Source organism: Bradyrhizobium sp. (assembly GCF_049586575.1).
In the GTDB taxonomy this organism is placed as follows: Bacteria; Pseudomonadota; Alphaproteobacteria; order Rhizobiales; family Xanthobacteraceae; genus Bradyrhizobium.
This window is the reverse complement of the sequence record NZ_JBAVCF010000248.1, coordinates 1-12,885: the sequence shown is the minus strand read 5'-3', so window position 1 is coordinate 12,885 and position 12,885 is coordinate 1. Positions and strand designations below refer to the sequence as shown.

Annotated in this window: 12 protein-coding genes; 4 read left to right on the top strand and 8 right to left on the bottom strand. The window is 61.6% G+C overall.

Translation table 11 applies throughout. The features are described from left to right. Positions 1 to 1,678 (bottom strand): methyl-accepting chemotaxis protein (locus tag WB528_RS09585; RefSeq protein ID WP_423888181.1); only part of this gene is annotated, 1,678 nt, incomplete at its 3' end. 352 nt (positions 1,679 to 2,030) lie between these two features. Between WB528_RS09585 and WB528_RS09580 the strand changes: the two genes are divergently transcribed. Together WB528_RS09580 and WB528_RS09575 are read left to right on the top strand one after the other, a co-directional pair. Continuing rightward, positions 2,031 to 3,149, top strand: coding sequence for a CaiB/BaiF CoA transferase family protein (locus WB528_RS09580; protein ID WP_423888182.1), 1,119 nt, complete (start codon positions 2,031 to 2,033; stop codon positions 3,147 to 3,149). Between the two features lie 123 nt (positions 3,150 to 3,272). After that, a complete protein-coding gene (locus WB528_RS09575) occupies positions 3,273 to 3,584 on the top strand; it encodes a DUF1272 domain-containing protein (protein ID WP_423888180.1) in 312 nt (103 codons plus the stop codon). Between the two features lie 141 nt (positions 3,585 to 3,725). Here WB528_RS09575 and fahA read toward each other — a convergent pair whose 3' ends face one another. The 5 genes from fahA to WB528_RS09550 are packed head-to-tail and all read right to left on the bottom strand — an operon-like array spanning position 3,726 to position 9,193. Next, positions 3,726 to 4,994: a fumarylacetoacetase gene (fahA, locus tag WB528_RS09570; protein WP_423888179.1), complete on the bottom strand. Its 1,269-nt coding sequence runs from the start codon at positions 4,992 to 4,994 to the stop codon at positions 3,726 to 3,728. 10 nt (positions 4,995 to 5,004) lie between these two features. Continuing rightward, the gene (hmgA, locus tag WB528_RS09565) at positions 5,005 to 6,351 is read right to left on the bottom strand and encodes a homogentisate 1,2-dioxygenase (RefSeq protein WP_423888178.1); all 1,347 of its coding nucleotides are present in this window, start codon (positions 6,349 to 6,351) and stop codon (positions 5,005 to 5,007) included. Further along, on the bottom strand, positions 6,351 to 7,307 hold the full coding sequence (locus tag WB528_RS09560; protein ID WP_423888177.1) for an MBL fold metallo-hydrolase: 957 nt from the start codon (positions 7,305 to 7,307) through the stop codon (positions 6,351 to 6,353). The genes hmgA and WB528_RS09560 overlap by 1 nt, the downstream gene beginning before the upstream one ends. Positions 7,308 to 7,326: 19 nt before the next feature. Continuing rightward, on the bottom strand, positions 7,327 to 7,551 hold the full coding sequence (locus WB528_RS09555; protein WP_423888176.1) for a DUF2783 domain-containing protein: 225 nt from the start codon (positions 7,549 to 7,551) through the stop codon (positions 7,327 to 7,329). 7 nt (positions 7,552 to 7,558) lie between these two features. Continuing rightward, complete coding sequence (locus WB528_RS09550; protein ID WP_423888175.1) at positions 7,559 to 9,193, bottom strand: FAD-dependent oxidoreductase; 1,635 nt, start codon at positions 9,191 to 9,193, stop codon at positions 7,559 to 7,561. A gap of 179 nt (positions 9,194 to 9,372) precedes the next feature. On the opposite strand from WB528_RS09550, the gene WB528_RS09545 reads away from it, so the two are divergent. Continuing rightward, positions 9,373 to 9,855, top strand: a complete 483-nt coding sequence (locus WB528_RS09545; RefSeq protein ID WP_423888174.1) for a MarR family winged helix-turn-helix transcriptional regulator — start codon at positions 9,373 to 9,375, stop codon at positions 9,853 to 9,855. A 32-nt stretch (positions 9,856 to 9,887) separates the two neighbouring features. Here WB528_RS09545 and WB528_RS09540 read toward each other — a convergent pair whose 3' ends face one another. Together WB528_RS09540 and WB528_RS09535 are read right to left on the bottom strand one after the other, a co-directional pair. Next, complete coding sequence (locus tag WB528_RS09540) at positions 9,888 to 10,232, bottom strand: RidA family protein (protein WP_423888173.1); 345 nt, start codon at positions 10,230 to 10,232, stop codon at positions 9,888 to 9,890. 42 nt (positions 10,233 to 10,274) lie between these two features. Beyond that, positions 10,275 to 11,081, bottom strand: a complete 807-nt coding sequence (locus WB528_RS09535; protein WP_423888172.1) for an N-acyl homoserine lactonase family protein — start codon at positions 11,079 to 11,081, stop codon at positions 10,275 to 10,277. A 292-nt stretch (positions 11,082 to 11,373) separates the two neighbouring features. On the opposite strand from WB528_RS09535, the gene WB528_RS09530 reads away from it, so the two are divergent. After that, positions 11,374 to 12,810, top strand: a complete 1,437-nt coding sequence (locus tag WB528_RS09530) for a caspase family protein (RefSeq protein ID WP_423888170.1) — start codon at positions 11,374 to 11,376, stop codon at positions 12,808 to 12,810. Positions 12,811 to 12,885 lie beyond the last annotated feature (75 nt).

The following is a 12,885-nucleotide window of genomic DNA, read 5'->3' as shown; positions in this document are numbered from 1 at the left end:
TGGAAATTTCGTCGGTTGCCCTGGCGGTCTGGCTGGCCAGCGACTTCACCTCGGAAGCGACAACGGCGAAGCCTCGGCCGGCATCGCCGGCGCGCGCCGCCTCGATGGTGGCATTGAGTGCCAGAAGATTGGTCTGCTCGGCAATGGCCGTAATCAGCTTCACGACGTCGCCAATCTCCTGCGCGGCGCGCGACAATTTGCCGATGCGCCCGTCAGTTTGCTGGGCCTGAAGCACCGCCGCTTCCGCGATCCGGTTGGATTCCTGGGCCTGCCTTCCGATCTCGTCGACCGAAGCCGAGAGTTCTTCGGTCGCTGCCGCCACCGATTGCATGTCGCTTGAAGCCTGCTCCGATGCTCCTGCGGCCTGGCCCGACAGATTCTGGGTGGTCTCTGCCGTCCGCGTCAATGTACCCGCGGAGGCTTCGAGTTGAACGGCCGAGGCCGAAACATTCGCCACGATGCTGCCAACGTTTGCCTCGAACTCATCGGCAAAGCGAATGAGTTCGGCGCGTCGTCCGGCCGCCGAGGCCTTGTTTTGGGCATCGAGCGCGGCCGCATCGCGTTCGGCCTTCGCGACTGCCTGAATCTTGAATTCTTCGACGGCAGCCGCCATCTCGCCGAGTTCGTCCTTGCGGCCGAGACCCGGCAACACGACGTCGAAATTGCCGCTAGCGAGTTCGCGCATCGCCTTGCACATTGCAGTCATCGGCCGCGAGATTTGCCTCCCCAGAAGCAGGGCCAACACCGCACCCAGCAGGAAGCTGCCGATGGCGAGCATCACGATGAGACGTTGCGTCTCATTGATGGTAGCGCCGGATTCGGAATCAAGCCGCTGCTGATCCGCGAGCAGATCGGCCTTCATCGCGTTGGATGCCTTCATGATCGCACCCGTGGAATCGGCCATCTCGATGGAAAGCTCGTCGAGCTCCTTCGCATTGTCGATCAATTTGGTCAGAGCCTTGCGGTACTCGTCGAGCAGAGCGGACGCCTCCTTGATGCCCTGCGCGACCTTCGCCTCTTGGGCGGGAATTGCCTGTAACGCCGCCTCGACAAATTTCAAGCGGGCTATTGCGCCCGTGGCTATGGACTGATCGGAATTGATAATAAAGGTATTCGCCAGCGCCGTCGCGGCCTCGAACAGCGCCGCCACTTTCTTGGACGCAAGCGTGGTCGCCGCAAGCGTCGATTCATCCTCCACTCCGCTCGGCAGATCGTCGAGCTTGTAGCGCAGGAAGTTGCCGCTGCGCATCAACTGGTTTTGGCTGACAAGTTCGCTGTCGTGTTTGATCTTCACAACGTCAGCAAAGATTTTCGTAAAGGAGTGAAATTCCATGCTCAGGCTCGTTATGTGCCTGGTACGCTCCTTGTTGTCGGTATCTGTATTCTTCATCGACCGGTTGATCGCATCGTTCAGCGTTGCCTGGGCCGCGAGCGCAGCCTTGGCGTCGTCTTCCTTGCCCGTAACTTCATAGTAACGAGCCAGCGAACGATAGGAGATCAGTTCTCGGTCGATGTTCTTTGCCAGGTCGGATTCCGATACGCTTGCCCGGTAAGCGGCGACGCCATTCGAAACATGTTCAAACCCCAGATACGCGAAACCCATGTTGACGGCCGAAATGGCAAGTACGACGGCAAAGCCAAGGCTGATCTTGCCGCGAAATCGCAAGGTGGGGAGCATTGACGACACCGATTGCGGTCTGACACGTTTGAAAAACCCCACCACGGACCCCTCGCCTTCAGTTGCGGTCGCGGCTGCTCCGTTAAAGCACGGGCATCCGGCAGCCGAAAACCTAGAATAGAATGGATAAGAGGTGGTAAACCGGAGTGGCGCAATCCGGCCAGCGAGCCCGCAATTTCAGGGGCTTCCGGCCGGATTGACGGTGCCATCGTAGCCTCCGCAACTAATCTACTAGCGCCCAGTTGACGGGCATCGGGGTTTTCCGAACTATTGGCGAGACTGGGCGCGGACCGAGCGCGGATCAGCCATCTTCGTAACCTCACCCGGCAATATGGAAAACAAAGTGCCTGACATGCCGGATCCTCAGACGTCGCCGGGCGTGGCCTCGGGCCCGCTGGCCGGCTTTCGCATCGTCGAATTCGCCGGCATTGGACCCGGACCGTTCGCCTGCATGATGCTGGCAGACATGGGCGCCGAAGTGATCACGCTCGATCGCCCCGGGGCCAACAAGAACCAGACATCCGCGGCTGGGCGCGGGCGCAAGGTTGTCGAGATCGACCTCAAGGACAAGACCGCGCTCGGAGAGGTGCTCGATCTGCTCGAACACGCCGACGCCCTGATCGAGGGTTTTCGGCCAGGCGTGATGGAGCGGCTCGGGCTCGGCCCTGACGAGCTGCTGTCGCGAAATCCGCGGCTGGTTTATGGCCGCATGACCGGATGGGGGCAGGATGGGCCATTGGCCCAGGCCGCAGGCCACGACATCAACTACATCTCCGTCACTGGCGCATTGGCCGCGATCGGGCCGGCCGAAAGGCCGGTCCCGCCGCTCAACCTGGTTGGCGATTTCGGCGGCGGCGCACTTTATCTTGTGGTCGGCGTGCTCGCTGCGTTGCTCGAGGCTAGCAGGTCCGGCAAGGGCCAGGTGGTGGACGCCGCGATGTGCGATGGCGCGGCCTCGCTGATGTCGATGTTTTTCGATCTGACGGCAGCCGGACGCTGGATCGAGGGGCGGGAAAACAACCTCCTCGATGGCGGCGCACATTTTTACGGCGTCTACCAATGCGGCTGCGGCCATTTCATCTCAATCGGTTCGATCGAACCTCAGTTTTACGCGCTGCTGCGTCAACTCGCCGGCCTGTCGGACGAGGCGTTCGAAGCCCAGATGGAGCGCAAGGCCTGGCCCTCGCTCAAGCAACGGCTAACCGAGATATTCAAGACAAAGACCCGCGAGGAGTGGTGCCAGATCATGGAAGGCACCGACGTCTGCTTCGCGCCGGTGCTGACGCTCGCCGAAGCCCCGCTGCATCCTCACTTGGCGGCCCGAAAAACCTTCGTGGAGCGACACGGCGTCACGCAACCGGCCCCCGCGCCGCGATTCTCCCGCACGCCCTCGACCATCCGAGAACCGGCCAAGGCTGAGATCGCAGACCTTGTCCGCGAATGGCAGGCAAAGGATGCTTCCTCGCGATAGCATCGTGCGGGTTTTGGAAGCGGCCGGTTTTTCACAAGGCGCGTCCGGAATCGGGGGAAATTCGTCATTCGAAACTTTCGCACGATTTGCGATGATCGCCCTCACCTCGCGGAGATATGGGTCATGGCGCTGCAACTTCGGCCGAACTGCGAATATTGCGACAAGGATCTGCCGCCGCATTCGACGGATGCGCGGATCTGCAGCTATGAGTGCACGTTCTGTGCGGACTGCGCCGAGAGCAGGCTCGCCAACGTATGTCCGAATTGCGGGGGCGGATTTGCACCGCGGCCGATCCGGCCCTCGCGCGAATGGCGGCCGGGAATATCGGTCGCCAAGCACCCGCCATCCGACAAACGCGTGCACCTCAAATATGCCCCCGACGATGTCGCGGCGCATTCGCAGCGGATTCGGGATATTCCCCCGGAGCGACGATAGAGCAGAGACACCGCTCGGGTTCTGCCTCCCCTAAAAGGGAGAGGGTTGGGGGGTCAGCTAATCCTCTCCCGTGATCTCCTCCCGGTTTGCGCGACGGCGCAAACCGACCTCCCCTTTTCAAGGGGAGGTAAGCCACACCTCCTATTCGGCCGGCAGAATCGTTCCTTCCACCTCGCCAAAGCCGACGCGATACCCATCACCTTGGCACCAGCCGCGCATGACGAGCGAATCCCCATCTTCGAGAAAAGTTCTGGTGACGCCGTCTGCAAGCTCGGCCGGCTCGGTGCCGTTCCAGGAAATCTCCAGCAGGCTGCCGCGCTGATTTTTTTCAGGCCCGGAGATCGTTCCGCTGCCCAGGAGATCGCCGACATTCATCGCGCACCCCGAAGAGGCGTGGTGCACCAACTGCTGCACAGCCGACCAATACATGTATTTGAAATTGGTGTGGCAGATACGTCTCGGCTTGTTCATCGTCGCCGCACGCAAGCCGACTTCGAGTTCAAGGTCGTAATTGTTCGGTTGCGCCTGCTGCAAATATGGCAACGGCCGCGGAATTTGCTCAGGCCCGTGGCGTCGAAACGGATCGAGTGCCGCGCGCGTCACCACCCATGGGCTGATCGAGGTCGCGAACGCCTTGCCCTGGAACGGCCCGAGCGGAACATATTCCCATTGCTGAATGTCGCGGGCGCTCCAGTCGTTCAACAACACAAAGCCAAAGATCATCTCTTCGGCCTGCGCCTCGTCAAGCATCTCGCCCATCGACGACGCTTGCCCGACCACCGTTCCCATTTCGAGTTCGAAATCGAGCCGCTTGCAGGCCCCGAAACTCGGATGCTCGGCCGTTGCCGGTTTCAATTGCCCGCGCGGACGACGAACCTTGGTGCCGGACACCACGACGGTCGAGGCACGGCCGTTGTAGCCGATCGGCATGTGCAGCCAGTTCGGCTGCAAGGCATTGTCCTTGCCGCGGAACATGATCCCGACATTGGTGGCGTGCTCCTTCGAGGCGTAAAAATCCGTGTAGCCGGCAACCGCGATCGGCAGATGCATTTTGACATCCGCCATCGGCACCAGCGTCCGGCTGCGCAACGTTTCGTTGTCGCGCAGTTCATCGTTGTCGTGGCGCAAGAGTTCGCTGATGCGCGTGCGCGTCGCCGCCCAGACCTTCGGCCCCAGCGCCATGAACGGATTGAGCGAGGGTGCCGAGAACACGCCGAGCGGGTCGACATCCAACCTGCCATCCTGCTCGAGTTCCCAGAGGTCGAGCACGTAGTCGCCGATCGCAACGCCGACTCGCGGGGCGAGACCGTGCGAGGAGAATACGCCATAAGGCAGATTCTGGATCGGAAAGTCCGATTCCGGATCGACCGGAATGAAGGAGCGCAGCGCGGGGTCGTTGGGGTGGGACACTATTTTGTCCTTATGGCTTGTTCGGGTCGAAACGCTTTTCCAGACCCTTCCAGCAATCCGCGTAGTCGTCCTGCAGCGTCGACGACTTCGCCGCATGCGCGGTCACGCGCTGCGGAAACCGTGTCTCGAACATGAAAGCCATCGTGCCCGTCAACTTGACCGGCCTGAGTTCCGAATTGCTGGCATGGTCGAAGGCCTCGCGGTCCGGGCCATGCGGCAGCATCATGTTGTGCAGGCTGATGCCGCCAGGGGTAAAGCCCTGCGGCTTCGCGTCATAGACACCGTAGATCAGGCCCATGAATTCCGACATGATGTTCATGTGGTACCATGGCGGCCGGAAGGTGTTTTCGGCGACCGCCCAGCGCTCCGGGAAAATCACGAAATCGATGTTCGCGGTACCGGCCGTTTCCGACGGCGAGGTCAGCACTGTGAAGATCGACGGATCGGGATGGTCGAAGCCGATGGCGCCGACCGGCGAAAAGCTCCTCAAGTCGTATTTATAGGGCGCATAGTTGCCGTGCCATGCCACCACGTCGATCGGGGAATGGGGCAACTTGGTCACGAAGAGCGAGCCGCCCCATTTCACAAACAATTCCGTCGGCGTGTCCTTGTCCTCATAGGCCGCGACAGGCGTGAGAAAGTCGCGCGCATTGGCGAGGCAATTGGCGCCGATCGGCCCGCGCTCGGGCAGCGTGAAAGCGCCCCCATAATTTTCGCAGAGATAACCGCGCGCCGGACCGCTGGGGAGTTCGACGCGGAATTTCACGCCGCGCGGAATCACGGCGACTTCGCCGGGCTCTACGTCAATACGTCCGAATTCGGTGACAAAGCGCAAGTTGCCTTGCTGCGGCACGAACAGCATTTCGCCGTCGGCGTTGTAGAAATTCTGATCGACCATGGATTTGGTGATGAGGAAGACGTGCGCGGCCATGCCCGCCTGCGTACCGGCGTCACCTGCGGTCGTCATCGTCTGCACGCCTTGCAGAAAGGTCATGTCGGTCTTCGGGATCGGCGCCGGATCCCAGCGGAGTTGCCCAATCGCCATATCCTGCTCGTGGCAGGGCGCAGTGCGCCACAATCCGGCATCGACCTTGTCGAAGCGGCCGGAATGCCTGACCGAGGGACGGATTCGGTAAAGCCAGGAGCGTTCATTGCTGCCGCGCGGCGCGGTGAAGGGCGAGCCGGACAGCTGCTCGGCATAGAGCCCGTAGGCGCAGCGCTGCGGCGAATTTCGTCCCCTCGGCAACGCGCCGGGCAGCGCCTCGGTCTCGAAGCTGTTGCCGAAGCCGGACATATAGCCCGGCGTGATATTAGCCGAGCCGCGGCTGATGACGTCGGGTGATGTATTGATGTTCATCACGATCCTCCTTGCAGGGAAGCCCACATTTCGCGGTCGCGTTTGTCGGTCCAGATCACGGGGTCGTCGATCCCGGAAGCTTCGTCGAACGCGCGTGAGACGTTGAACGGCAGGCAGTGTTCGTAAATGGCGAAGCTCGAAAACTTCGGGTCCATCACCTCGCGCGCCGCGGCCATCGTTTCCTTGAGGTTACGACCCTTGGCGACGGCGGATTCCGCAGCACCATACAGCGTGGTGACAAAATCGCGCGTCATCGCGATGGCGTCGCGACCGGTCGCCAGTCCCTTGAGCGCATCGCCGCGGCCAGGCGCGATGGCTTTGGGATTGAAGGCGCGGATTTCATTCAGCGTCGCCGGCCACTCCCGCAGGTGGGCATCGCCGCAATAACAAGCGGAGTGGTATTCGATCAGGTCGCCCGAAAACATCACTTCCGCGTCCGGCACCCAGGCCACGATATCTCCCGATGTATGTCCGGCGCCGAGCTGCATCAGGCGCACCTCGCGCTTACCGAGATAGACCGACATCTCGCCTTCGAAGGTTAGCGTCGGCCAGGTCAGCCCGGGGATGCTTTGCGCATCCTGAAACAGGCGCGGGAAGCGGCCATATTCGGAATCCCAATCCTGCTGGCCGCGCTCCTCGATCAGGCGGTACGTTTCCTGCGAAGCAATGATGCCTTGCGCCTTGTAGGCAGATGCCCCCAGTACGCGCACCGCGTGATAGTGCGACAACACCACATATTTGATCGGCTTGTCAGTCACCGTGCGGACGCGCTCGATCACCTTGTTGGCCATCGCCGGCGTTGCCTGCGCGTCAAACACGAGACAGCCGTCGTCGCCAACGATAACAGCCGAATTGGGGTCGCCCTCCGCGGTAAAGGCATAGAGGTCGGTGCCGATCTCCGAGAAGGTGACCTTCTTCTCGGTCATATCCGTGGTGGACGCGAAACCCTTGGCCATCGATTTCATTCCCTCTTTGTTATTGTTGTTGCTGTTGTTGCTGGCTCGTCTCCAGCATCCGCCGTTTCGCCAGAGCAATCGCCTCACTTAATATTTCGAGATCGCCGATATGATTGGCGAGAATGAGCACCAATGCGGCGTCGAGATCGGCGCTTTCCTCATCGCTTAATCCGCGATGAGCCTCGACGACGGCGCGAAACGCGTCGTCCGGTCTTTCGAAATTCGAGCGGGTGGACAGCGCCATGGGTCCCTCAATCGTAGCCTGATGCGCGCGCCAGTGCAGCCTCGATGGCGCTTCGGGTCGGATGGCGGAAGCGCGCGGCGACATAGCCGTCCGGTCGAAGCAGATAGGCGGAGTCGGGTTCAGCACCGTAACGTGCCGCCGCCAGCCCGGCGAAATCGGTCAGGCCGCCGTCGCCAATACGGATAACGCCGACGCCGTCAGGCGGATCGACTGTCGCGCCGTTTGCGAATTCGATCAGCGTGAAACCTCGCCCACAGTTCACGAACGCATCGGTGAGATATCTCACCTCGCTGGAAACGCCGATGATCGGCGCGTCAAGCATCGACGCGCCGGGGCGCGGTCCGCCGCGCCATGCCTCGCCGTCTGACGTCGACAGCGGGGTTCGGTAGATCGCGGACACCGAAAGCCGGCCGCCATTGACCATGCGCTTGGCGAATTCCGTTTCCTTGGCCAACGACAGCACGGCCTTGCGCAGCCGCGCCTCCTCGCGCGTGGCAGGCGCCATGAAATCGGTCGAGCGGGTCGATTCGCGGATGTTCTCGTCGGCGGCGGCACTGCGTTCGACCTGATAGCTTTCAAGCAAGGCTTCCGGCGAGGTCTTGCGCAGCACGCGGTCGAGCTTCCAGGCCAGATTCTCCGCATCCTCCAGACCGGAATTTGCGCCCCGCGCCCCAAACGGGGAGACCTGATGCGCGGCGTCGCCGGCAAAGATCACGCGGCCGTGGATGAAGCGCGCCATGCGCCGGCATTGGAATTTGTAAAGCGATATCCACTCGAAATCGAATTGGTCATGGCCGAGCATGCGCGCGATCCGCGGCCGAACATTTTCCGGCCGCTTCTCCGCCACCGGGTCGGCATTCCGATTGAGCTGAAGGTCGATCCGCCAGATATCGTCGGGCTGCTTATGCAGCAACGCCGAACGGCCGGCATGAAACGGCGGGTCGAACCAGAACCAGCGCTCGGTCGGAAATTCGGCCGTCATCCTGACATCGGCAATCAGGAACTGATCCTCGAACACCTGGCCCGAAAACTCCGCGCCCACCATTTGCCGCAGCGACGAGCGAGCGCCGTCGCAGGCCACGACATAATTCGCACCGATCCGATAGGGCCCATCAGGCGTATCAACGGTAATGATCGCATGGTCGTTGCGTTGCTCCAGAGCGACCACCTTGTTGCGCCAGCGCAGGGAGATGTCAGGCATTTCCGTCACGCGATCGACCAGATAGGCCTCGGCATAGAACTGCTGGAGGTTGATGAAGGCGGGCCGCTTGTGCCCCTGCTCCGGCAACAGATCGAATTGATAGAGCAGCGAGGCGCCGTGAAAGATCTTCCCGACCTTCCACACCACCCCCTTGTCGACCATGCGCTGGCCGACCCCGAGCCGGTCCCAGAATTCGAGCGATCGTTTCGAGAAGCAGATCGCGCGCGAGCCCTCGCCGATCCGATCGGCATCGTCGAGCAGTACGACCGATTGGCCGCGTTGCGCCAGGTCGATGGCCAGCGACAGCCCGACGGGTCCCGCGCCGACCACGACGACGCCGTGCATGGCGATACCGGCCGCATCAACGTCCTGATCGGCGTGGCGGCGATAACCGAACCGGGTCTTGGCCTCGATCTCGGTTTGAAGTTTGGCCTGTGCCATCCTGTGATCCGATTCTAACATTCGCATTGCGAGCCCGCGCCCAGGCGAGAGCGAATGTCAAAATCCACTCCACCAACTCTCAAGCTCTGGCCAGTTGGGGCCGGACCTGCTAAATTCGTTTCACTTGCAACTACTCTAGAGCCGCCGCGGCGTCGGCGCAACCCGCAACCGGAGCCGCTTTGGCAAAGTCTCCGCTCGATTTGTTCCGCTTCGTACCGTTCCGTCTCAACCGCCTGGCGGCCGAAGTCAGCGCCGCGTTGTCGGTCGAATACAGCGAACGCTATGGCTTGGACATTCCGGAATGGCGGGTGCTGGCGACGCTCGGCTTCCGGGAAGGCGCCTGCACCGCTCAATATATTTGTCACTGCACCCGCACACACAAATCGACTATCAGCCGTGCTGTCACGGCACTGATGCAGCGGAAAATCGTCGAGCGTGTCGCGAACGAAAACGATCGCCGCGAATTCACCCTTCAACTCACGTCGAAGGGCCGCGCGCTATACGAGGAATTGATCCCGCGGCTACTCCGCAAAGAACAGGAGATTCTTTCGTGTCTGTCGGCGCAGGAACGCAAGGATTTCGCGGCGGCGCTGAGCAAGATCGAACACGGCCTTGGGCTGGCGCAGACAATCAAGCAAGCGGGAAAGGCTGGCGGCTATTGAAGTGGGCGACGACCTTCTTCACTGAGAGGAATTCACTTCGCCGCGGTCACGACAATCTCCACAATATGCGGCGGCTCCAGTTCCACGCCGATGCAGGCCCGCATCGGAGGATTGCCCATGTCCACCCATTCATCCCAGGCGCGGTTCATCTCGCTCTTCAACGGCATGCCATTGATATAGACGATCGCCGACAGTATCCTGCTTTTGTGGCTCCCGCATAATGCGAGGCTTTCATCGATCCGCGCCAACGCCTTCCTGGTCTGCTCATACATCGACGGGGTAACCGGATCGGGCGCCACCGCCACCGTGAATACGAGATCATCGTGAACCACGGCGCGGCTGCGCGTCGGGGCAAGGCCTGGAAAACGGTCGATCATGGCTGGTTGGCCTCCGTCGAGATGTCCCGCACTCGCGGCTCGTTATTTCGCGAAGGAACGCGATGGCGTCTGATGCAGCGCGTAGGCGTCAACCTTGTCGCTGGCGCGCGGGTAGAGTTCGGCAACCAGCGGGTCGTGCCCCGGGATGACGCGATCGGGGTGTCCGGCCAGCAGTTCGATGGTTTCCCACCCCTTGCACATGTCGCCGATGTTGTAGACGATCGGAAACGGGCTGCGGCGATGAAGATTTCCGTAGAAATGCGCGGCATCCGACGCCAGCACGACCGGTCCCCGCGCGGTCGCGACCCGCACCACCTGCAATCCATCGGAATGGCCCCCGACATGATGCACCGTGACGCCGGGAGCCACTTCGCCCTCGCCGGCGTGAAAGGTGACACGCTCGCCGTAGATGTGACGCACCATCAACGTCACATGCTCGACCGCAAACGGATGGCGCAAATGACCGAAGCACATGCAGCGTCCCGTGGCATAGCTCATCTCGCGGTCCTGAATGTGAAACCGGGCGTTCGGAAGCAGGTCGAGATTGCCGGCGTGATCGTAATGCATATGGGTCACGATGACGTCCTTGATGTCACCGGCCTTGACCCCAAATCGCGAGAGCGCCTCTACCGGATTGAGCGTGAGCTTGCGGCTTCGTACACCCGCTTCCTGTTCGTTGAAGCCGGTATCGACCAGAATATGGCGGCCACCACCCCGGATCAGCCACACAAAATAGTCGAGATCGGCCGCCGCTGTCTCGTGCGGGTCCGGCGAGATGTAATTCATGTTGGGGGTACGCGGTGACATCGTCGCATAGCGGAGTGCGTAGATTTCGTAGGTCGTTTCCATCGGTTTGCTTCTTCTTTTGGTTCGCCGACCGCAGCAAGCCACCGCCATGTCAAAAGGTCAAACCCTGATGACGCAACCCTTTCGAGCGTGCCCGGCGGACCGAACCACCGGGCCGTAGTGCTCGCGGTCACGCGGGAACGGGTGCGCGGCTATTTGCCGGTGAGGCAAGCGGTTGATTCCACTTGAGGGCGCGGTTTGATAATGCAATTTTCGTGGGCTAAGGTCGGCTTGGCGCGCGCCTTGGCGCCGGCGCATACTGACTGAACTGAGAAATTGGCTGGACTGAAGCATAATGAGTATCCGCCTTCCATTGCTGGCTCTGTTGGCATTTTTGCTCGCCCCGATTTTCCCTTCGGCCGCCGCTGCGGCTGACCGGCTTGCGCTCGTCATCGGCAACGCGAAATATCCCGACGCGGATGCACCCTTGAAGGAGCCGATCAACGATGCGCGGAGCATCGCCGACGAACTCAAGCGGGATGGCTTCACGGTCGAGATCGGCGAGAACCTGACCGGTGACGGCATGCGCAAGGCCTTCGAGCGGCTGTACGGCCATATCAAGCCCGGTAGCGTCGCGCTGATCTTTTTCAGCGGCTACGGCGTTCAGTCCAACCGCCAAAGTTTCATGATTCCTGTTGATGCCCAGATATGGACCGAGGCAGACGTCCGCCGTGACGGCTTCAGCCTCGAGACGGTACTGGGCGAAATCAACAACCGAGGCGCCGGCGTCAAGATCGCGCTGATCGATGCTTCGCGCCGCAATCCGTTCGAGCGCCGCTTTCGCAGCTTCTCCGCCGGCCTGGCGCCCGTGATCGCGCCAAACGGCACACTGGTAATGTATTCAGCGGCACTGAGTTCGGTCATATCGGACAATGGCGGCGACCACAGCCTGTTCGTTCAGGAACTGCTCAAGGAAATCCGAGTCCCGGATCTGATGGCGGAGGAGACGCTCAACCGCACCCGCGTTGGCGTGACCCGAGCCTCGCGCAGCGAGCAGGTGCCATGGATATCGTCTTCGCTGGCGGAAGACTTCTCGTTTATTCCGGGCGCGCGGCCGATGGCCGCTCTTCCCCAACAGCCCACCGCCGCAACTCCACCCCCGCCGCCTGCGCGGCACGTCGACCTTCCTGCACCGCCAAAGGCCGAGACGCCGGCGCCGACGCCCCCCGAGAAGCCGGCGGTGGCAAACCTTCCGAGCAGCGAGCCACCGCCTCCGCCGCCCCAGCCCGCACTGGCCGACGACCCGACCATCAAGAGCCTGACTGCCAAGCTGGTAGAAAATCCCGACGACGCCGGCTCGCTATATCGGCGCGGCCAGGTCTATGCCAGCAAGGGCGCCTATGACCTTGCCATCAAGGATTTCGGCGACACCATCCGCCTCAACCCGAAGGACGTCGAGGCCTATAACAACCGGTGCTGGGTGCGCGCCGTGACCGGCGAATTGCAGCCAGCGCTGAGGGACTGCAACGAGGCGCTTCGGCTGCGTCCGAACTTCGTCGACGCGCTCGATAGTCGCGGGCTCGTCAACCTGAAGAGTGGGTTGAACAAGAATGCGATTGCCGATTTCGACGCCGCCCTCAGGATCAATCCGCGGCTGACGTCGTCGCTATATGGCCGCGGCCTGGCGCGACAGCGCAGCGGCGCGATTTCGGATGGCGAGGTAGACGTCAACAACGCGAAGGCGATGGACCCGAATATTGTCAAGGAATTCGCAAGCTACGGGATACGCTGAAACGCCGCTATCAATTTTTACCTCACTCGCTCCGGCATGCGGAGCCATCCTTTACTGAACCTGCGCGAATGCGTC